General features: G+C 56.9%; 15 protein-coding genes. 6 read left to right on the top strand and 9 right to left on the bottom strand.

Going from position 1 to position 21,308, the window contains the following annotated elements; all coding sequences use genetic code 11:
* The first annotated feature begins 267 nt into the window (after positions 1–267).
* The gene (locus AXW11_RS18880) at positions 268–1,293 is read left to right on the top strand and encodes an NADP-dependent oxidoreductase (RefSeq protein WP_091644497.1); all 1,026 of its coding nucleotides are present in this window, start codon (positions 268–270) and stop codon (positions 1,291–1,293) included.
* Between the two features lie 26 nt (positions 1,294–1,319).
* Here AXW11_RS18880 and AXW11_RS18885 read toward each other — a convergent pair whose 3' ends face one another.
* From AXW11_RS18885 to AXW11_RS18910, 6 genes are read right to left on the bottom strand one after another with little or no spacing between them, the layout of a single operon-like run.
* A complete protein-coding gene (locus AXW11_RS18885; RefSeq protein ID WP_036206891.1) occupies positions 1,320–2,285 on the bottom strand; it encodes an NAD(P)H-quinone oxidoreductase in 966 nt (321 codons plus the stop codon).
* Positions 2,286–2,317: 32 nt separating this feature from the next.
* A complete protein-coding gene (locus AXW11_RS18890; RefSeq protein ID WP_041334770.1) occupies positions 2,318–3,430 on the bottom strand; it encodes a tRNA-queuosine alpha-mannosyltransferase domain-containing protein in 1,113 nt (370 codons plus the stop codon).
* Between the two features lie 15 nt (positions 3,431–3,445).
* Entirely contained in the window at positions 3,446–5,176 is a 1,731-nt protein-coding gene (locus AXW11_RS18895) for a sugar phosphorylase (protein WP_091644494.1), read from the bottom strand.
* A 1-nt stretch (position 5,177) separates the two neighbouring features.
* Complete coding sequence (locus tag AXW11_RS18900; RefSeq protein WP_036206058.1) at positions 5,178–6,398, bottom strand: glycosyltransferase family protein; 1,221 nt, start codon at positions 6,396–6,398, stop codon at positions 5,178–5,180.
* Positions 6,399–6,427: 29 nt separating this feature from the next.
* Positions 6,428–7,231, bottom strand: coding sequence for an HAD-IIB family hydrolase (locus AXW11_RS18905; RefSeq protein ID WP_091644491.1), 804 nt, complete (start codon positions 7,229–7,231; stop codon positions 6,428–6,430).
* Between the two features lie 11 nt (positions 7,232–7,242).
* A complete protein-coding gene (locus AXW11_RS18910; protein ID WP_258955234.1) occupies positions 7,243–8,190 on the bottom strand; it encodes a hypothetical protein in 948 nt (315 codons plus the stop codon).
* 115 nt (positions 8,191–8,305) lie between these two features.
* On the opposite strand from AXW11_RS18910, the gene AXW11_RS18915 reads away from it, so the two are divergent.
* Complete coding sequence (locus AXW11_RS18915; protein ID WP_091644488.1) at positions 8,306–9,760, top strand: protein adenylyltransferase SelO; 1,455 nt, start codon at positions 8,306–8,308, stop codon at positions 9,758–9,760.
* 13 nt (positions 9,761–9,773) lie between these two features.
* On the opposite strand, the gene AXW11_RS18920 is transcribed toward AXW11_RS18915, so the two are convergent.
* The gene (locus tag AXW11_RS18920; RefSeq protein ID WP_036206052.1) at positions 9,774–11,288 is read right to left on the bottom strand and encodes a fumarate hydratase; all 1,515 of its coding nucleotides are present in this window, start codon (positions 11,286–11,288) and stop codon (positions 9,774–9,776) included.
* A 195-nt stretch (positions 11,289–11,483) separates the two neighbouring features.
* Here AXW11_RS18920 and AXW11_RS18925 point away from each other — a divergent pair, with 195 nt between their 5' ends.
* Both AXW11_RS18925 and AXW11_RS18930 read left to right on the top strand, forming a co-directional pair.
* The gene (locus tag AXW11_RS18925) at positions 11,484–12,257 is read left to right on the top strand and encodes an enoyl-CoA hydratase (protein ID WP_041334766.1); all 774 of its coding nucleotides are present in this window, start codon (positions 11,484–11,486) and stop codon (positions 12,255–12,257) included.
* Positions 12,258–12,552: 295 nt separating this feature from the next.
* Positions 12,553–15,441: a hypothetical protein gene (locus AXW11_RS18930; RefSeq protein WP_052479509.1), complete on the top strand. Its 2,889-nt coding sequence runs from the start codon at positions 12,553–12,555 to the stop codon at positions 15,439–15,441.
* Positions 15,442–15,575: 134 nt separating this feature from the next.
* Here AXW11_RS18930 and AXW11_RS18935 read toward each other — a convergent pair whose 3' ends face one another.
* On the bottom strand, positions 15,576–18,224 hold the full coding sequence (locus tag AXW11_RS18935) for a penicillin acylase family protein (RefSeq protein ID WP_091644485.1): 2,649 nt from the start codon (positions 18,222–18,224) through the stop codon (positions 15,576–15,578).
* A gap of 300 nt (positions 18,225–18,524) precedes the next feature.
* Between AXW11_RS18935 and AXW11_RS18940 the strand changes: the two genes are divergently transcribed.
* On the top strand, positions 18,525–19,610 hold the full coding sequence (locus AXW11_RS18940) for a GGDEF domain-containing protein (protein ID WP_177190664.1): 1,086 nt from the start codon (positions 18,525–18,527) through the stop codon (positions 19,608–19,610).
* Here the strand turns inward: AXW11_RS18940 and AXW11_RS18945 are convergent.
* Positions 19,568–20,686, bottom strand: a complete 1,119-nt coding sequence (locus tag AXW11_RS18945; RefSeq protein ID WP_041334760.1) for a CaiB/BaiF CoA transferase family protein — start codon at positions 20,684–20,686, stop codon at positions 19,568–19,570. The genes AXW11_RS18940 and AXW11_RS18945 overlap by 43 nt on opposite strands.
* A 177-nt stretch (positions 20,687–20,863) precedes the next feature.
* Here AXW11_RS18945 and AXW11_RS18950 point away from each other — a divergent pair.
* Positions 20,864–21,308, top strand: a 445-nt coding sequence (locus tag AXW11_RS18950) for an AraC family transcriptional regulator ligand-binding domain-containing protein (RefSeq protein WP_286792565.1), incomplete at its 3' end; no start/stop codon positions are given.

Consider the following 21,308-nt stretch of genomic DNA (forward strand, 5'->3'; position numbering starts at 1 on the left):
GTCAGCTCGAAACGGGCGACCACGAACAGGTCTTTGGGGAGTTGGCCAAGGGTGGCCGTGAACTGCAGTCCGGTTGCCTGGGGCATGTCTTCGATCCCTGAAGATGTCTGAAATTGGCGTCGTTCAACAAACAGCTCGTCCTGAGCTTGGGTGATTATAACGATCAGGCAGGAGAATGTAACCCCGGTTTCGCAAAGCCGGGATGTTGACCTCAAAACGAATCTGCTGCACCCTAATCTGGTTTCATTATGCAACCGGAGATGATTTGTGACCAACCATACCAATCGAGCGGTGATTCTCAAGCAGCGCCCGCAGGGCGAAATTCAGGAGGGTGACCTGACCCTTGAAGAGCGGCCAGTCCGCGAACTGAAAGAAGGTGAGGTCCTGGCCAAAGTGCTATGGCTGTCGCTGGACCCTTACATGCGCCCCCGCATGAACGATGCCAAGGGCTACATGGATCCTATTGGCCTTGATGAGGTCGTCGTTGGCGAAAGCGTCGCACGGATCGTCGAGTCCCGGTCAGACGACCTCAAAGTGGATGACCTGGTGACCTGCTACTCGGGCTGGCAGGAGTATGTAGTGTTCCCTGCCAATGCGGAGATGGTCTACAAGATTGAACCGAAGGACAACGTGCCCCTGCAGGCCTACCTTGGCGTTGCCGGGATGCCCGGACGCACCGGTTATTGCGGCCTGATGTATGTGGGCAAGCCGACATCCGGCGAGACCGTTGTGGTGTCCGCCGCGTCTGGCCCGGTGGGCACGGTGGTTGGTCAAACTGCCAGGAAAGAAGGTTGCCGTACCGTCGGCGTGGCCGGGGGACCTGAGAAATGCCGGTATGTGGTGGAAGAGTTGGGTTTTGATGCCTGCGTGGATTATAAGGCCGGCAACCTCGAAGCCGATCTCAAGGCCGCCTGCCCCGACGGCATCGACATCTACTTCGAAAACGTGGGCGGTGCCGTGACCCGTGCTGTGGCGCCGTTACTCAACCCTGGCGCTCGGGTACCTATCTGCGGCTTCGTGTCCGCTTACAATGCCGAGGACATGGGGTCCGTGGAAACACCTTTCCACGTACTCAAGGCGCTGGACCCGGTGCCGGAGCACCGTTTCTTCCTGGTCACAGAGTGGCAAGACAAACATCAGGAAATCACCAATATCCTGGCGGACCGTGTTGCTTCTGGCGAACTCAAATACCGCGAGACCATCGCGGAAGGCCTGGAAAACGCACCGGAAGCCTTCAAGGGTATGCTGAAAGGGAAAAACTTCGGCAAGCAGTTGGTACACATCGCCGATTGATCCGGAAAACCTCCAGGGAAGGAGGTTTACCCGGCAACCTGCAACAAGACTTTCCCGATGTTTCGATTCTCCGCCACATAGGCCATGGCTTCCCCCGCCTTCTCGATAGGCCAGGCACTATCAATCACCGGATCAATCTGCCGGGCACTGAGCAGTGGCCAGACATGCTTATACAGGGCACTCATGACATCACCCTTGTCCGCCACGGGCCGGGACCGAAGGGTTGAACCGATCAGGCGATGGCGTTTCATCAACATCAACCCCAGATCGACTTCCGCCATACGACCGCCCATCAGGCCAATGAGTATGATTCGGCCATCCATATTCAATACTTTCTGGTCTTCGGCGATGTAGTTTCCGCCAACGGGGTCCAGCACCATGTCCACCCCGCCCCAGGATTTGATGGCATCGACGAACGAACCGTCCTTGCGATTCCAGACACCGCTGGCGCCCAGCCTTCTGCAGATCTCGAGTTTGTCGTTGTCGCCGGCCGTGGCAAACACCGGATTGCCGAGAGCCGTTGCCAATTGAATCACGGCCGTACCAAGGCCACTGGCCGCTGCGTGGACCAGCACTTTCTCCCCAGGCTTGAGTGCAGCTTCGTGATAGAGATTCAGCCAGGCGGTCGCAAACACTTCAGGAATGGCCGCTGCCTCTTTCAGGCTGTAACCCTTTGGAACGGGCAACACCTGAACCGCAGGCACCACCACATGGGTGGCATAACCACCGCCCGTAAGCAGTGCGCAGACTTCATCACCGGGTTTGAGGTTATGAACACCCTCTCCCACCCTGGAAATAGTCCCGCTGACTTCGAGGCCCAGGATGTCCGACGCGCCAGGCGGTGGCGGATAGACACCGGCTTTCTGCATCAGATCCGCACGGTTGATGGCGGTCCACGCAATATCAATAGCCACATGATTTTCGGGCACCTCGGAAGGCGCTTCATACGCTTCCCAGCTCAGTGTGTCGCCACTGACTTTGATGGCTCTCATCATCTGCGCTTACTCCGTGTTTTGGGTCAGGCTCAGGATACCGTCTGCTGGCCCAGGGTTGCACTGATCACTTTGTAATATTTCATTTGCAGTTCACTGAGCCGCCAATCTCCGAGCCTGCAAGTCTCCGGTGGTTGATGTATTAAGCGGCTTAGTAGACCGGCCGCGGCGTCAGCCTCCGCCGCTGGATTATCCACGTGACAGGCATAGCGTTGCGCCGCTGGTACATATTCCGGGTAGGCCAGCCGGTCCGGCGCCAATGCCAGGCAGCCAGATGCCATCGCCTCCAATACCGACAGCCCCTGGAAATCATGAAGAGCGGTGGAGATAGCCACATCAGCTTCGCCCAGCAACCGGTCGTAATCCGCCCTGCTCTGCAGGTATCCCCAGTTCACTATGCGCTCCCGGTGTCGCTCACGTATACCACCGAATGCCTCGGGCTCCTTGCGAAACTGCTCCCCTACCACACTCAACCGGAAGTCCTGGCCGGCGTCGGCAAGCGAATCCAGCAACAAAGACAGCCGGTCTGGCGCCTTGTCGTATTCCCAGCGGTGATTCCATAGGAGATGAGGGCACTGTGCGTTGATCGGTTTCTCTCTTTCAACAAACAGGCGGTCTTCGATCGGCACGGGAACGACCTGGGATTTCCTGCCGATACCCTCCAGCAGGCCATCGGGGAGCCCGTCCGGCATCATTTCCAGGAAACGTCGGGCGCCATCCAGAAAGCTGTCCCGGTTCCACGCGCTGTTGAACAGCACTTTATCCGCGGCAACGGCGCTGTAGAGATTAACGATTTTGGGCTCGGCACTGGAATGCTGCCGGCCGGAATCCGGGTAGGCAAACTGGTTCTCATGCATGTAGAGAATCGTAGGCGTACGCGCCAGATGAGGATGGAATCCCTTCAGGGACGCCAGATCCACCATGGAGGTCACCACCAGGAGATCATAGTGGGCCTTTAGCGCCGGCTCCTGTAGCCAGGTCAGTGCATTGCCGCGAATCCGCCAGCGAAAAAAGCGGGGCGGGAGCGCCAGCACCTCCCAATCGAAATCGGGCTGGCTGGCCACCAGTTGTTCACGCCAGCGTTGATGGCTGCCGGCGTCGTAGGCGGACAATAATAGAATGCGGGGCTGGGCTGTCGATGGCATCCGCGCATTCTGCCATCATTCCCGGTTCGACAACCACACACTTTGATAGGGCTTGAGAGTCAGGCTGCCAGACAGGTCGTCAATCTTCAGGCCAGAGATCAGGTCCTGCCACTCGTCGGTTCCTATCAGGTTAATGTCGCCAAGGGACACCTGCTGGACCTCATCGGTGATGTTGTGAATGCAGAAGATTGACTGGTCACGTCGCATGCTCTGGCGCCAGAACCCGAACAGCTGCAAACCGAGATGGAGAGTGAACTGGGTAGCGTTGGGGTGGAAGGCGGGCTGCTTGCGGCGAATGGCAATCAGGCGCTTGAGCTCGGTGAACACGTTGTGATGATGGCTTAGCGGGTCCGCCAGCTCAGCTTCCAAAGTGTCCAGGTTCCACTGCCCGCGGTTGATGGAACGCAGGCGACCGGTGTTCTTAACCCGCTCATGGTCGTTCTCAGTGCCCAGCAGGCTGTGGATGTAGAACGCAGGAATCCCTTCCAGGGCCAGCATAACGGTATGAGCGCAGATAAAGCGGTGCAACTGCCAATGGTCAGCGCCTCTCTCCGCTGTTCCCTTTAAGGCATCAAACAACGCCACGTTCATTTCATAGGGCTGATCCTTGCCATCTGGCGTACGCCGATAGGAGACTTTACCGCCGAAGGATTCCATGGTGTTGATCAGTCGCAGCTTCTCTTCTTCCGTCAACAGGCCGTCTGTTGGGCGCAGGCCCACGCCATCATGGGAGGCAATGAAGTTGAGATAGGTGGTGCCCATCTGCGCCGGCGGCATGCTCATCAGCCAGGTTTTCAGGTGGCGGCAGTTGCCAGTGACCAGAGTGTTGATCAGCAGCGGCGGCAACGAAAAGTTGTAGATCACATGGGCTTCGTTGGCGTTGCCGAAGTAAGTCAGATTCTCGCGGTTGGGAACGTTGGTTTCCGTAATGACAACGCTCTCGGGGGTGTGGTGTTCAATCAACAGGCGCAGAATCTTGATCAGTTCGTGGGTTTGCTGCAGATGGATGGACGGCGTACCCACCTCTTTCCATAGAAAAGCCACCGCGTCGAGCCGGAAAATGGTCACGCCCCGCTCGAGATAGTAGCGGATGATGCCCACAAATTCGTTCAGCACCTGGGGGTTTGCAAAATTCAGGTCCACCTGGTCTTCACTGAAGGTGCACCAGACGTAACGCTCGCCATCCTCTGTCTGTACAGCGTTAAGCAACGGGGATGTGCGGGGCCGGACCACAGCGCTCAGGTCGTCTGTTGGCCTGGCCTCGAAGAAGTAATCCTTGCCAGGATCGATCCGTTTCCGGAAGTTCTCGAACCACCTGCTGCGGGCCGACATGTGGTTGATCACCAGGTCCGCCATCAGTTTGTAGTCGTCAGCTATTCGCTCGATGTCTGTCCAGTCGCCATGGGATTCATTGACCGCCAGATAATCCATAACGGAAAAACCGTCGTCCGAGCTGTAGGGGAAAAACGGCAGGATATGCACGGCGGACACGGTGTCATTCAGGCAGTCGTCGAGAAACCGGTTCAGGGTCTGAAGTGGCTTCTCACCCTTGCGCTGGACGGTGTCCGCGTATGCGATCAGCATGACATCAGATTCGTCCCAGTTATTCTGGTGGGCCGGGGGCGCCGACGTATCCCACGCCAGCCCCATGGTTTCGAGCAGTTGATCCGCGAGGACGCCCGTATCCGCTTCCGGGTAAACCACATCCAGCATCGTGGCGAGCTTGTGATGCAGGGTATTGCTCATGCTACCGATACTCCTCGTTGTCCAGCTCTACGGCCTCGAGAAGCTGTTGCTTGATATCCGGAATGGCACTGGTGACGCGATTCCAGCTCGGAATAAACGGTGTGTCCATGGGGTTGTCCAGAAAGTATGCCCCTGCCCGCATGACATTCTGGGCAAACAACTCCACCGCTTTCTCTTCCTTGTGCCGGTCAAAGCTCAGTCCGTTGATCACCGCGTCACTCTGGTAGGTTTCGACAAAGTCCAGGGCAATGCGGAAGTAGGCCGCCTTGATGGTGCGGAACTTTTCGTTGGAGAAGATTTCGCCATTGGTGGCCAGCTTGCGGAACAGGGCCTTGCTGATGTCGGTGCTCATTTTGGACAGGCCGCGGCTGGCGTCCTCCGGCGATAATTCCTGATGCTTATGATCGTAGGTATCCGCGATGTCCACCTGGCAAAGGCGGTTGGTGGCATAGTTGCGCTTCATCTCCGAGAGCACGCCCACTTCCAGCCCCCAGTCGCTGGGTATGCGCAAGTCGTTAATGACGTCGGTCCGGAACGAGAATTCCCCCGCCAGCGGATACCGGTAGCTGTCGAGATAGTCCAGGAAGTCGCTAGGGCCGCACACTTTCTTCAGCGCACGAATCAGGGGTGTGACCAGCAACCGACTAACACGGCCGTTCATTGCGCCATCCGCTACCCGGGCGTAGTAGCCTTTGCAGAACATGTAATTGAAACCGGGATTGGCCACCGGGTAGATCAGCCTTGCCACCAGGTCACGGGAATAGGTCAGGATGTCGCAGTCGTGGAGGGCAACCGATTTGCTCTTGCCGGAGGCAAGCACGTAACCAAAGCAATACCAGACGTTCCTCCCCTTACCCATTTCTGTGGGTGCCAGGTTCTGCTCGCGCAGTTGCAAATCCAGCGCTTTCAGCCGTGGGCCGTCGTTCCAGAGCACACGCACATGCTGGGGCAGTTCGGAGAAATACGCCAGGGCGTGCCGATATTCCTCCTCGTTGGCGCGATCAAGGCCGATGACGATCTGCTCGAGGTACGGCACTTTGGCGAGTTCTTTCACAATGTTCTTAAGGGCCGGGCCTTCAAGCTCTGAGTACAGGGATGGCAGCACCAGCGACATCGGTCGCTCTTTGCGGAACCCCATAAGTTCCCGCTCCAGCTCTTCCACCGGCCGTCGGCACAGGTTATGAAGGGTTGTGATGATGCCGTTCTGGTAAAAGTCGCCCATGGCGGCTCTCCTGTGGTTAGTACCCGGTTTCAGTAACCGTACTCAATCAGAAGATTCAGCACGCATTCGTTCCACCCCGCCGGACCGGCCTTAATGGACCGTATTGCCCGGCTCTGGGATGGCAGGGATACGCTCTCTGAGTGGACGCCCCGAACGATAACCGCGATATCGGCTTCCTCCAGCATGTGTTGGTCGTTGGGACTGTCGCCCAGTGCAATGGCAATCAGCCGGTCCTGCTCAAAGTGTTCCCTGTATTTACCCAGCAAAAAACGGACCCCATCGGCTTTATCAAAAGTGCCCATGGCATGGAGAAAGCGCCCGCCTTGCACCAGGCGGCAGTCGTGTTCATCCAATTTCTCGCGAAATCTGGCCAGCGAATCCTCGTCTCCTTCCCACAGCAATGGCTCTGTGCCGGCGCGGTCTTTCGCCAGTTCGGCTTCGGATTCAGAGAGGTTGGCGTGCCCGGCCAGCTCCGCCGGGCTCATATCCGCAAAACTGCGGAACTGAAAACCCTCAGCCCGACATTCCTTCAGCAGGGTTAACACCTCATCCCGGGATGCCCCAAAACTCTGCACTTGCTCAGGGCCCGGTCCAAAACAGTTCGCGGGGACAATAACGGCAGCGCCATTTTCAACAATGAAAGGCGCCGTGTTTCCCAGTTGCTCCCGCACGGCCTGTATCTCTCCTGCGGTTTTACTGGAATTGAGCACCACCGGGATGTCTGCCGCCGCCAGCCGCTCAAGCGCTGGCTTCGCGGGCGACCAGTCGTAACTGTCGTGGTCCAGAAGTGTGCCGTCCAGGTCGGAAAACAGGAGCAGTCTGGGTTTGGCCATGGCAATGTCCTCTATTGGCGCTGACGGATCAGCGGTTCACCGAAACTGTGGTCTTCACCGACATTGATCACGCAATCGGCGCGGGCGGGCATTTCTTGCAGGCTGGCGCGGGTGATCCGTTCGTAGTGCATGATGAATCGGGCAATTTCCTCATTGCTCATGATGCGTAACTCATTCCCGGCCTTTTGATCAGACGCGCTCTCTTTTGGTGCAGCCCGAGAACGATCCCTTAACTTCTGCTCCTGTAGGGTGCGCCATGTCAGCACGCACTCCATGGAGGGAGCTCGCAGCATGATCAGGCTGTCGAGCTGGCTGAAAAACCGGCCATACTCCCCTTTCAGGCAGCTATTGACGTTTCGACGCCACAGGCCTTCAGGGTCCTCGGACCGCTCCAGTTCGTTGGCTGGCTCCATCAATTCCTCTTCGCCACCCGCTGGAACGGCTCCCACGCACCAGCCCTCCACCAGGATGATGTCGGCCCTGCCCTTGAAAACAGGCCACTGTGCTTTCGGGTAACGGTCATCCCGGGACTTATCAAACGCTGGAATGGCGGTTTCCGTGTCCCGGTGGGCGGCTTTCAGTTGGTCAACAACGTGCTGCCCCAATGCCAGGTCGTGGGTGCCGGGAACGCCCCGGGTAATGAACAGCGGGTGGATTTCGTTTGCTCGCTGCTCCCGCTCTGCACGGGTGAGATAGAGGTCGTCGAGGGAAAAACTGGCCGTGGGGATTCGATAATGATTGGTCAGCAGTTCCCGGAGAAACAGGGTCAGCGTGGATTTTCCAGTACCCTGGGCGCCGTGGATGCCAATGACGATGGGCTCGTTTCGGGCCTGTTTGAGGCTGTGCAGGTGCTGGGCCAGGGGTAGGATGGTCTTTTTGACGGTGTCGGCGTAGGAATCGGGAAGGGATTCCTGCTTGATCAATGTACGGATGGTATTGGTCAATTCGGGTGAGGACACGGTTGACGGCTTCCCTGTTGGTTTGTTTTGAGTTTTGCAGGTTTTGTACCAATTGGAGTATAGGCAGTGGTTATTTGGTTTGTGGGAGATTGGAGTTATCTGGGACACTGACGCTATGAGCAGCAACCCGTTTAAAGTCGAACATCGTTATCTTGAGCTTCCGGACAGTTTTTACACCCGGGTGCCGCCCACGCCGTTGAGGGATGCCCGGATGGTGTGTTTTAACCACGACCTGGCCGGGGAGATGGGTTTTCACACGCAGAACCCCGAGGACTGGACCGGCATTGGTGCCGGGACGGAATTGCTGGAAGGCATGGACCCGGTGGCGATGAAATACACCGGGCACCAGTTCGGAATGTATAACCCGGACCTGGGCGACGGCCGTGGGCTACTGTTATGGGAGACGGTGGGCCCTGATGGGCGACGCTGGGACTGGCACCTGAAGGGGGCTGGGACAACGCCCTATTCCCGGTTCGGGGACGGCAAGGCCGTTCTGCGCTCCACGATCCGCGAATACCTGTGCAGCGAGGCGATGGCAGCGCTGGGAATTCCCACCACTCGGGCATTGTTCATGGTGAGCGCGAAAGACCCGGTGCGGCGTGAGTCGATTGAGACGGCGGCGGCGTTGGTGAGAGTGGCCCAGACGCACATCCGATTCGGGCATTTTGAGTTCGCGGCGCATCATGAGGGCAAACAGGCCCTGAAAACGCTGATTGAACATGTGATTGCGCTGCACTTCCCTCACCTGATCGACCTCCCGGAGGACGAACGCTATCAACGCTGGTATGTCGAGGTGGTCGAGCGCACGGCGCGGATGATTGCCGACTGGCAGGCCGTGGGGTTCTGCCATGGGGTGATGAACAGCGACAACATGTCGATTATCGGGGACACCTTTGACTACGGCCCTTATGCCTTCCTGGACGATTTCGACGCCGGTTACATCTGCAATCATACCGACCAGGGCGGACGCTACGCCTACAATCGCCAGCCCAGTGTCGGGTTTGTGAACTGCCAGTATCTTGCGAACACGCTGCTTCCGATCATGAACGAGGACGACGTAAGACGGGGGCTGCGGCGTTACGAGCTCGCCTACAACGAACGCTTCCTGCAAAACATGCGGGATAAGCTGGGGCTGGCCCAGGAAGACGAATCCGACCTCAGCCTGATAATGGACACCTTCAGCATGCTGCACGAGCATCATGTGGACTACACGCTGTTTTTCCGGGGACTATCCAACCTCACATCGAAAGGCTCTTCGCCGATCCGCGACCTGTTTGTGGACCGCAGTGTGGCGGATGAATGGCTCGAGCGGTATGAACAGCGCCTGCAATCCGAAACCCGCGCCCATGACGAGCGGGAATACCAGATGCGGAAGGTGAACCCTAAGTACATTCTAAGGAACTATCTTGCGCAGCAGGTGATCCTGGAAGCCCAGAACGGCGACTACGAGCCTATGAAGGAGTTGCTGGAGGTATTGAAGAAACCGTTCGATGAACAGCCGGAATTCGAACAATACTCAGCGCCTCCCCCGGACTGGGGGAAGCATCTGAGTATCAGTTGTTCTTCCTGAGTTCTCGTAAGGATCACACCGCCTTGGCGGTGATAATCTTCTCGTGCCATTCGGCAGGGCCGGTCTGGTGAACAGAGGAGCCCTTGGAATCCACCGCGACCGTAACGGGCATGTCTTCCACCTCAAATTCGTAGATGGCTTCCATCCCCAGCTCTTCGAAGGCAACCACTTCCGCGTGTTTGATGGCCTTGGACACCAAATAGGCAGAACCACCAACGGCCATCAGATAGACAGCACCGAACTCGCGGATGGCATCAATGGCCACCTGGCCGCGCTCAGCCTTGCCGATCATGCCGGTAAGGCCGGTTTTCTCCAGCATGGTGCGGGTGAACTTGTCCATGCGGGTGGCGGTGGTGGGGCCCGCGGGACCAACCACTTCCTCGCGCACAGGGTCGACCGGGCCGACGTAATAGATGAAGCGGCCTTTCAGGTCCACCGGCAGTTCCTCACCGCGCTCGATCATGTCCACCATCTTCTTGTGGGCAGCATCACGGCCGGTCAGCATCTTGCCGGAGAGCAGCACGGTTTCGCCCGGTTTCCAGTCTTTCACGTCTTCCGGTGTAACCGTATCCAGGTTCACGCGGCGAACGCTGTCACCCACTTCCCAGGTAATTTCCGGCCAGTCGTCCAGGCTCGGCGGGGTTTGCAATGAAGGGCCGGAGCCGTCCAGAACGAAGTGTGCGTGACGGGTGGCCGCGCAGTTGGGAATGATCGCCACCGGCTTGTTGGCAGCATGGGTCGGGTAGTCTTTGACCTTCACATCCAGAACCGTGGTCAAGCCACCGAGACCCTGGGCACCAATACCCAGCTCATTCACCTTGTCAAACAGTTCCAGACGCAGCTCCTCGGAACGGTTGGAAGCACCACGGGCCTGCAGGTCATGGATATCAATCGGGTCCAGCAGCGACTCCTTGGCCAGCTCCATTGCTTTTTCAGCAGTGCCGCCTACGCCAATACCCAACATGCCCGGCGGACACCAGCCAGCGCCCATCTGCGGCACCATTTTCAGCACCCAGTCCACCACGGAATCCGATGGGTTCAGCATGGCGAATTTTGACTTGGCCTCGGAACCGCCGCCTTTCGCAGCCACATGCACATCCACGGTATTACCCGGCACAATCTTGTAGTGGATGATGGCAGGTGTGTTGTCCTTGGTATTGGTGCGCTTGCCGTCCGGATCGGCCAGGATAGAGGCACGCAGCACGTTGTCCGGGTGCATGTAAGCCCGGCGAACGCCCTCATTGATAATATCGTCCAGCGCCATGTCGGCATCCCATTGCACATCCATACCGACCGTCACAAACACCGTAACGATGCCAGTGTCCTGGCACAGTGGCCGCTTGCCCTGAGCGCACATGCGGGAGTTAATCAGAATCTGTGCCATGGCATCCTTGGCCGCCTGGGACTCTTCCTTCTTATAGGCCTCGTGTACAGCCTGAATAAAGTCTTTCGGATGGTAATAGGAGATGAACTGCAGCGCGTCCGCTACGCTCTCGATCAGGTCGTCCTGGCGGATTACGGTGGTCATAGGCGTCTCATCAGGTCTGGTTTGTCTAGTAGGGGTTTTAAACGTGTCTAATAAAGGAAGCGCGAAGTTTACCAGAAAATCCAATACCGAGGGACCAAACCCGGCGCGAAGGTTTTTAACGACAAACTTGCCTAAACGGCCACGAAAAAATGTAACATTGCTGGTATCTTCGATATAAAAACAGCAGGAGACATCGTGACCGACCTCGTCCTAACTGAAAAAAAGAACCATATCCTAACCGTCAGGATTAACCGCCTGGACCGCAAAAACGCCCTCACCCATGATATGTACACCGCCCTCGGTGATGCGATTGAACAGGCCCGCGACGACAGCGACATTCGCTGTATTCTGTACACCGGGAGCGATGAGTGCTTCACAGCCGGGAACGACTTGAGCGATTTTGCCGCGGGCCTGCCCGGCGAGTTTGAAGACACCCCTGTAGGCCGGTTCCTGTTCCTGATGGCCACCACCAACAAACCGATCGTAGCCTCAGTGAATGGCCCCGCCGTGGGCATCGGCACCACCATGCTGCTGCATTGCGATTTGGTGTTTGCCGGCAACAACACCCGCTTCCAGATGCCTTTTGCCAATCTAGGCCTGTGCCCGGAAGGCGGCTCCAGCCTATTGCTGCCCTCCTGGCTCGGCCGGGTACGCGCTGCGGAGTTGTTGATGCTGGGCGGCGCATTTACAGCCGAAGATGCTCAGCGCCTGGGGCTGATCAACCAGGTGTGCGAACCGTCACAAACTGAAACCACGGCTCTGGAAGCCTGCGCACGGCTTGCAGCCCAGCCCCCGGCGGCCGTCCGCGCCACCCGTGAATTGCTGAACCGGGCCAGCGGAGATGCGCTGAAAACCACCATGCTGGCCGAAGGCAAACTCTTCTCAGAACGCCTGAAGTCACCGGAAAATGCCGAAGCCATCAAGGCCTTCACTGAAAAGCGGAAACCGGATTTCTCAAGCTTCAGCTAGGCTGGCTACCCCTGCCCCGAAAGACTCGACAAAAGTCTCGGGGCCAACTATTTTTCAATGAAGCCGAACTCCGACCGTGCGGGTAGGCTCCCAATGATCAGAATCACACTTTAGAGCGATCAACTGTTGCTTTACTGCCGCTATAGTCAGAGTTACAGAAATCAGGCACAGAGCGCTGGCCAGAATTTCAGACAACAGCTAAGCAAACCAGGCCACTGACAACGGGTTTACCGGGCCAGACCGGCCCCGTCAGCTGCCGAACATAACGACACAACAACAGGAAAAGGTTCCACCCATGTTCAAGAAAACTCTAATAAGTCTTGCCGTGGCTTCTTCCGTTGGACTGACAGGCTGCTTTGACAGCGCTGGTTCCGGGTCCAGTAACGCGAATCCCGATTATAAGATTAGTAACCCCAACTTTGACGGGAAAACCTGGCCACTATTCAATCCGGTCACAGGTGACCTTCCCATACCAAATGACCTGATATTCCGTTCAGACAACCCGGCTACCACCATCAGCGAAGCCGATGGCTCCTTTAGCGTTGCTGACTCCTCGCCGCCCGTGACAACTGCGTTAAATCAACTCAGCGGCGCATCAACGGTTGCGCCGCCAGTAGTTCAGTTCAACGGACAGATTGATGCGGACTCCGTGGATTCAAGGGCCTTTATTTTTGCGGATCCGACCGATCCAACCAGCCTGATTCCAAACCCGAACCAGAACGTTTTCCTGATTGAACTCCAGTACGCAGGCGGCGACCCCGTGCAAGGTCTCGGCGCAGGTGAATCACCCACTATTCCTTTGGCCATCACCGCACAAGTTGCCGCCGGCGCTGCGCCTCAGGACCTGAGTGGCCGCGACCAGGCGCAGGCAGGTGCTTATCTGGGAAGCCTCGCGCAATCTCCGGATTACGTTGCTGAAGTCGTGACTCTGGACGGCGACTCAGCCATTCGAATCAACCCAACCAAGCCTCTTAACCCGTTCAAGCGCTACCTCGTCGTAGTGACAAATGAAGTATTGGACGTTAATGGCGATCCAATCATCAAATCCCCACTGTATACAGACGTATCGGATCCTAACGCAGTTCTAGGCAACCCCACCGCGTTGGCCCCGGTCCGCAGAATCGTGGATGGCTTCTGGGAAAAAGTCGCTGCCAACTTCTTCGGCGTTCCGAACCAGGCTCGCCCAGGCAACGCCCTGACTGAAGACGATATCGCGATCTCTTATAGCTTCACGACATCCAACGATCAGCGTGTTCTTCAGTACATCGCCGACCCAAAGGCCTTCTTCAAGGAAACCATCCTTGGCTCGGTGCGCTTCGGTGCCGTCTCTGACGCCCGCGAAGCAGGCGAAACCGATTTCTTCGCGCTCAACACCATCGGCAACAATGCCGTTGCAGCCGCAGATGCAACCGCGGACGGTCAGGCCGATGCACTCGTTGGCGCCTTTACCACAGCTAATCTTCTGCCGACACCCAGTGATCAAAGCTCTACAGCCAGCTTCGGCGCTCCGCAAGACGTAACCCAGGTTTCTGCCGTGGCCAGCCAGTTTGTGGACTTCGGGCAGGTGAATCTGGTTCAGGGAACTATCGACCTACCCTATTACCTCGCCGTACCAACCGGCTCCTCTGATGCAGAAGGATCCGTCATTAACACCCAGAGCTGGACCGCTAATGCAGCTCTAGCTGCAGCTGCCGGAGATCAGCTGGGCGTTTCACTGGCCCAATCGGATCCGACCGTCAGCCAGGTTGTTAACTATCGTTTCCCATTCCCGGCTGAAACCCAGGAAGTCACAGTCCCGATCATGGTCTTCTACCCGGCCGGCTATGATGGCAGCACACCGCTGGAAACCGTCATGTATATGCACGGCATTACGACCGACCGAAGCTCTGCGCTAACCTTCGGTAGTGCATTGGCTCATAACTCTCAGGTGGCCGTTGTCGTTATTGACCAGCCGCTCCATGGTGTTACTCCGTTCAGTACAGCTGAGCAGGAAGGCTTGGCCGAGCAGCTATTGACCTCAGGTCAGGAAGGTGGACTACCTGCCTCTCTGGCACCCTCAGAAGCCAATATCGATGCAGTGATCGCGGGTCAGATCGCGGTAGGCTTTACGGCCGGGGCACTCAGCGTAGATGCTGCGACCGCTAGTACTGTTGTAACCGCAGTTGTTGCAGGCGGTTCAACCGAAGACTTTGGCGCCCCAGCAGCTCAGGCACCGCTTCTGGACGCAGCCATTCGTTCTTTGCGCTCGTTTGAGAACACCGTAGCAAACGCCGGCTCCACGGTTCCCGGTATTGCCAAGACCGAGAACGAACGCCACTTCGACTTCACCGCGAACGCTGCGAATATGCCAACGGCAATGACCGCTACCTCGGGTGAATCTGGAAGCCTGTTCATCAACCTGACCAACTTCACGAATTCCCGTGACAAAAACCGTCAGGCCATTGTGGACTTGCTGAACGTTCGCGCTTCCCTCGGCGGATTAGACTTTGATGGCACCGCTGGCGCAGACCTCGACGCAAGTAGCGTCTACTTCACAGGTCACTCTCTGGGTACCATTGTAGGCGCACCGTTTGTTGCAGTTGCCAATGAAAGCAGCAACCCGGACGACGACATCGTTGCCGCACAGCTTCTCACTCCGGGCGCTGGCATCGTCAGATTGCTTGAGAACTCTCCGGCCTTTGCCCCCGAGATTCTGGGTGGACTCCAGGCCGCGGCAGGTCTTGAGCAAGGTGACGCAGACCTGGAAACGTTCTTCAACGTCTTCCAGGCCGCACTGGACTCCGCGGACCCGATTAACTTCGCGGCCAGCCTGAACGCTTCTGGTAGTGCGGTGTTGCTGTCACAGGTAAACGGAGATCAGGTCATCCCGAATGATCCTCTGGCAAACCCTTTGGGTCAGGCTTTTGACGCGTATCTGTCCGGTACTGAACCGTTTGCCGAGCTTCTCGGAGCAACGGCCGTTACTGGTAGCGGAACACCCGTTCCGCTGGATAACGCCGCTATCACCCGCTATCTCGCCGGTACTCACAGCACTCCTGTTCTGCCTCAGGGTGGGGAGCTGGATGTAAGAGTGTTCACGGAGATGGTCTCCCAGACCGCCACAGTGATAGGTGCAATGGGAACAGCGGTTGTTCCTGACGCTGGGCTGGATCCCGATATCACTGAGATCGTACAACAAGACTGAGAACTTCAGTCGATATAGGAAGGGGTGGCGGAAGCCACCCCTTTTTTGTTTGCTGGTTTCTGTGGACGCAAAAAAAGCGCGGGCAAAGTCACTCCGCCCGCGCTCGTACGACCTACCTTTCTTTGCAATCACCATCAATTGGTGATTGTTATTTCTCCATTGGCCAAGAGGTTGGCCTCGATGTCCGCCTCGTTAAACCAGAACTGGCGATAATCCTCTTCAGAATACCGCAGGCTTTGGTCATTGAAGTGGGTCGAGTCCGCATCGGAAGACTGGGAATAGCTGGTCAGCCCGTATGCTACCGGCCCCTGGTCAGTAAACTCCAAACCGAAGTGCCAGCTTGTGCCTCTAGCCATCTGCCATCCTTCACCCGACTGGTCGGAGAGGCCTGCCGTATTGGAGATGACTTCTGGAGCGATCCGCGGAAAGACAGTGTCCTCAGCTACTTGGCTCGTCACTACTCCAATAGCGTTAAAAGCACCGTCAATGGAGCCATCCCCGCCATGCCACGGAAACGGGTTACCGAGATTTGTTGGTGCGCCGCCTGGTGGAACACCACCTGTGGGCTGGTAGTACTGAACGTCTCCCAGAGGTGAGTCGTAGGCAATATTGACGGAATCAAGCGCTTCCAGACCATCCGCCAGCGCAATCAACATCGTATCGTCAGCGGTTCCGGCATTCGCTGCCGAGGGGGTTGACGGTGTCGCGACAGGATCGGCTGCGTCGAACGGCACAGTCAGGTCCGTCCCGAAGTCATCCCGGTAATTGGCGATAAACACTCTGAAGACATGAGCACCGATACTGTCGGTGTTGTAAACACCGTCCCAGCTCTGCAGCACGTCACATGCCGTATCGACGGTGCGTGCACCTCCGGCGGACAGGTTAACGGGGGTCGCTCCGATCGTTGTGCATCGAGACCTGAGCTCTGTCAGGAACATATCCGTGTACCAGGTACGGTTGTTGTAGATCACTTCGATGAGATCAATAGCCCCGAACTTTCCATCCTGCCCCGCCGGTGCTCGATCCGCAAAACCGGCATCCATAGGATTCTTCAGCATTGAGATCCCGATGCGAGTCCGCGGGTTAAGCGGCGTTTCCTCAGAGCCAAAGAGCGGCGAAAAGCCCGTCAGGAACTGATCCGGGTTGGTCGACCAATAGCTGTCATTGGAGTTCTGAACCCAATCCGTACGGACCATCTGGGGACGCTGCTCGAACGGTACGAGACCGTCACACTCCCCTTCAACCCAGTCATCACGGGACTTACTGCCATCCAGCAGGGTCAAGCCATTATTGAACAACTGGTTGTACCCGGCATTCACCGAACGCTTGAAGTCCACCACCGCAAGCGCGGCACCCGAGAGATTTGGCACCGAACTGCTGTCAATGTAATAGGCGTTACCCTGATCGTCAGCATAGGTGGTGTTGGTCCAGAACGTTGTGCCACAGTTTTCAAAGACGGCCTGAAATTCATCCAGGTTGGATGCTCTGCTCATCTGCAACCAGGTGTCCAGCAGTTTTTCCGTACCGGCATTGGCATCCCGGTAGGTATATGCCGTTCCGTTGGCTCCCCAGGCCGGGAGAGCCCCGCCAGTGACAGCGTCCGCTGCCAGCATCGGGCCATATTCAGAGAAGTAGAAGGTTTTCTCCAGCACCAACGGTGCCGGCCCTCCAGTGTTTACCTCAATCTGATAGGTCTCAGAGGTGATCGGTTTTTCCTCACCATCCTTTATGTAGGTGAAGTTGTCACCGTCCTTGAGCGTGAGTTCGTAAAGCGTGAACCGACGACTGGTGGTTACAGTATGAGACCAGGCCAGATTCTCATTGAAGTTGATCAATGGGATGGCCGTCCCCAACAAACCTGCGCCGTTGGTGTTCAGATACCCAGGAACGGTCAACTGAACCTGGTAAAGCCTACGATGTCCCGTGTAGGGGAAATGTGGATTGGCCAGCAAAGCACCCTTGCCCTGCTCCGACATATCGCCGCCAATGCCCCACGCATTACTGCCAAGGCCGATGTCCTGAAAATCGGTCTGGCTTGAGGCGCCTGTGTGAGCGTTCGCCACCATACGCTTCAGGTCACTCTCCTGTTCTTTGCCCTCAGTGCCAGTTACGCTTGCAACCGGCGTCGGCAGAGGCGACTCGCCATCGGGTACAGCAACAAATACGGCTCCCGTGGCAAACAGTGCGCCACTGGCATACTGGCCAACGATGCGATAGTGAGCGAACAGGTCTACCGGCGTGATTTCCTTCACCCAGGGTTGATCACGACACTCGCTCGGCAAGTCTCCTGGTGCGGTTTCGTTCACGTATTGATTGTAACCAGCCGCGAAGCCCTCAATCATGGCACGGGTTTCAGCACTCAGATTGGGATATTCCTCTTCTGCCCCGCTGAGAATCTTCTGTGCTTTGTAGCTGAAGTCGTTGATAACGTTAATGTCGTCCGGCCCAGGGCCAAAATATTTCGCGCGCTCACTTCTGGCTTTGACAATGGCCTCTGCAAGCAGGCATACGTTGTCCTGAGTTTGAGCGTAGCCCGCACCAAACGCCGCAGACGCGAGATTGTCCGCTTTCACGTGCGGAACCCCGTTCGTAGTCCTCCTTATAGTTGCCTCAAATGTACCGTCCGCCGGGAAAAGCTGTTCGTTCACCGAGCTATCGGAGTCGGAAGAAGAACTGCTTCCGTCGAAACATCCTGCAATCAGAAAGCTGCTGGCCAGCGCTACCCCGGCCGCTTTCAACGCGCTTTTGTCTGCGCTCCTGAAAGGTTTGCGAAGCGATTTCATAGTGATTCGTCCATTGTGATTGTTATGGGTAAGCCAAAGATGACTCACTATCACAAATTAGCAGACAAACCTCTCGTTAGCTAAGGGTTGATTTATGATTCACTTCTTTACTGGGTGGCATTATGAAACATTTCACATATCCTGTTTGTACAGCGTGGCACTATTGCGATTCACGTCCCTTGCGACCTTCGGATTCCCAACAACAAGTAGCCTATGAGTCAACCTGACAATACCGGGGCCAACAGATCTCCGGCTCAAAACACCGAACGGGAGCAGAAGCTTCGCATACGGCGACTCGGAATGTCTTTCGGGTCCTACATGGTCACGTTCAGCATCGTCGTATACTGCTGGGTGCAGGGCCTGATTTCGTTAGGCGTAACGGTGGGATTTCTGGCATTCGCCTCACTGATCAATGCCACTTTCTGGTGGTTGATCCATACCGGTCGAAACCTGAAGTTCCATGATCCAAGCATGACATCGGCACAGATGATCGTGTCCCTGCTTCCCCCTATCTGGGTAATGGCTTTCCTGGAGGCTGGTCAGGCCCGAGCCATCTTCCTTCTGATCGCAGTCGTGCCCATGCTGTTTGGCATCCTCGCGCTGACAACCCGCCAGTTCATTGTTGTGGGGGTATGGTTTTTTGCATTGTATGGCCTGCTACATCTCGGCCTGTGGGCGTACCGGCCAGAGGTACTTAACAGTGAACTAGAGATTCTGCAAACGGTGGCCTTCGCCCTTGTTATGGCTGAAATTACCATTATTGGCGGCTTCATCAGCAGCCTTCGGGGCAAGCTGCGGCAACGCAACCTGGAACTGGGTGAAGCCATGGAGCAGATTCGGGAACTGGTGAACGTGGATGCCTTGACTGGCGTCTACAATCGCCGCCGGCTGTTCGAGGTCATCTCAGAGGAGTCTAATCGCTACAGCCGAATGCCGGGCTCATTCTCCATTTGCCTGATGGACATTGATCACTTCAAAGAGGTCAATGATACCTACGGGCACCAGGCCGGGGACATGATTCTGCAGGCCGTCGCTCGCTCAGTGAAAGACGGGCTGAGAACCATCGACTGTTTTGGCCGTTACGGGGGAGAAGAATTCCTGCTGGTCCTCCCACAGACTCCCCTTGAAGGCGCGCGCATTAAGGCAGAAAGAGTGCGGGAAACCATAGAGCGCCTGACGTTTCCCGATATCGGGGATGATTTCCGGGTAACCGTATCGATTGGCGTGGCAGAGTATCACCGCGAAGAAAGCACGGACGACACCCTGCTCAGGGCCGATCAGGCACTGTATGCGGCGAAACACGATGGCCGCAATAATGTGAAGTTGGCCGCCACCCGGACGCCTCAGAAATCGCCGTTGTCGGCCCCCAGTGTCCGGCCGATATAACGGCTCTCACAGGGCGTTGCACTGAATTTTATCGGGTGGCCAATCTGCTTTTGGGTCCCCCCAGCCCCTTTTGCCACATCAATAACCATGCCGCGCGCTTTCAGCTGAGGATGTTCGGCTGCCTCGGTAATGGTCAGCACCGGCTCCACGCACGCATCAACGTTCGCAAATACGTCCTGCCATTGTGCCAACGTTTTTTGTGCAATGTTGGACTTCAACGCCTCCCGGATGGCCTGCTGGTGCTCAGGGTTCTGGCTCAAGGCAAAGCTCTTCATGTCGGGGATACCCAGGGCATCACAAAGCCGGTCGGAAAACTGGGGCTCCAGGCTACCCACAGACAACCATCGGCCGTCGCTGGTCTGGTAGTAGTCGTAGAAGGTGCCGCCGTTGAGCATGGAGCTTTCCGGCTTCTGTTCCTGCCCTCCCGCCAAGGCTGCAGCACCGGCCATCGTATTGAGGGCAAAGGCGGCGTCGGTCATGCTGATATCGATAAACTGCCCCTCTCCTGTTTGCTGGCGGTGAATCACAGCCGCCAGTATCCCCATAACGGCATGGTGTGAGCCGCCTGCCACATCGGCAACCTGGATACCCATCGGTGGTGGCCCGGTTTCCCGGCGACCACAATGGCTGGAAACTCCTGCCAGTGAAAGGTAGTTGATATCATGCCCTGCCCGATCCTTGTAGGGGCCAGTCTGACCGTAACCGGTAATCGCGCAGTAAATAAGATTGGGGTTGATGGCCTTGAGGGTTTCATAACCAATCCCAAGCCGGTCCATAACGCCGGGTCGAAACTGTTCAATCACCACGTCGTACTCTGTCACCAACTGCTTGACCAGGTCCGCACTGCCCTCTTGCTTCAAATCCAGCCCAAGGGAGCGCTTACCCCGATTGAGGAAGGTGTGGGACGTACTGACGCCATCTTCCAGCGGCGGCATCACTCGGGTCAGGTCCAGGCGGCCAGGGGCCTCCACCCGCAATACATCCGCGCCCATATCCGCCAGCAGCATGGTAGCGTAGGGGCCTGGCAGCAATGTACTGAAATCCAGAACCTTCAGGTTGCTCAGTGGGCCGGGCATGCAAACCTCCTTCTCTATTTTTGGACAACCCTGATGCTGCCCTGTTTTCCCCGCGGGGCCAACTGCCGGTTCCATCATTCCAATTGACCATTTCTTCCAGTGCGGCGCGAGAGTGATGGTTGCATTGTACCCAAGGGGTTTTATGATGGGCTTCGTTCAATAAGGATAAAGGATGATATGTCGGAACTCACCGTTTCCAGGCACTTCGTGGAAGCCGCATTGGTTGGGGCCGAAAGAGCGGGGATTGATACCCATACAATGCTGCGCGAGGCCGGAATTTCACCGGACCTGCTGAAGATCGAAATGGCCCGGGTGAGCAGCACCCAGTACAGCCGGCTGATGCAGGCTACCTGGAACGCAATGAACGATGAGTTTATGGGCCTGGGCCCGAGACGCTGCCGCACCGGCACGTTCGCCACCATGTGCGCGCTGGTTATCGACTGTCCCAATCTCGAGGCGGTCTATCGCCAGGCGTTTGAATTCTGCCGCCTGTTCGAGCCCATGGTCACCATGAAACTGGAAGTGGACGACAGGACTGCCCGGCTGGTAACGGTGATCGAAGGGGATATCCACGACCCGATGCATTTTTTCCGGGAAAGCATACTGGTCATCTGGCATCGTC

Origin of the sequence: Marinobacter sp. Hex_13 (assembly GCF_001566815.1) — a bacterium.
Lineage (GTDB): Bacteria > Pseudomonadota > Gammaproteobacteria > Pseudomonadales > Oleiphilaceae > Marinobacter > Marinobacter salarius.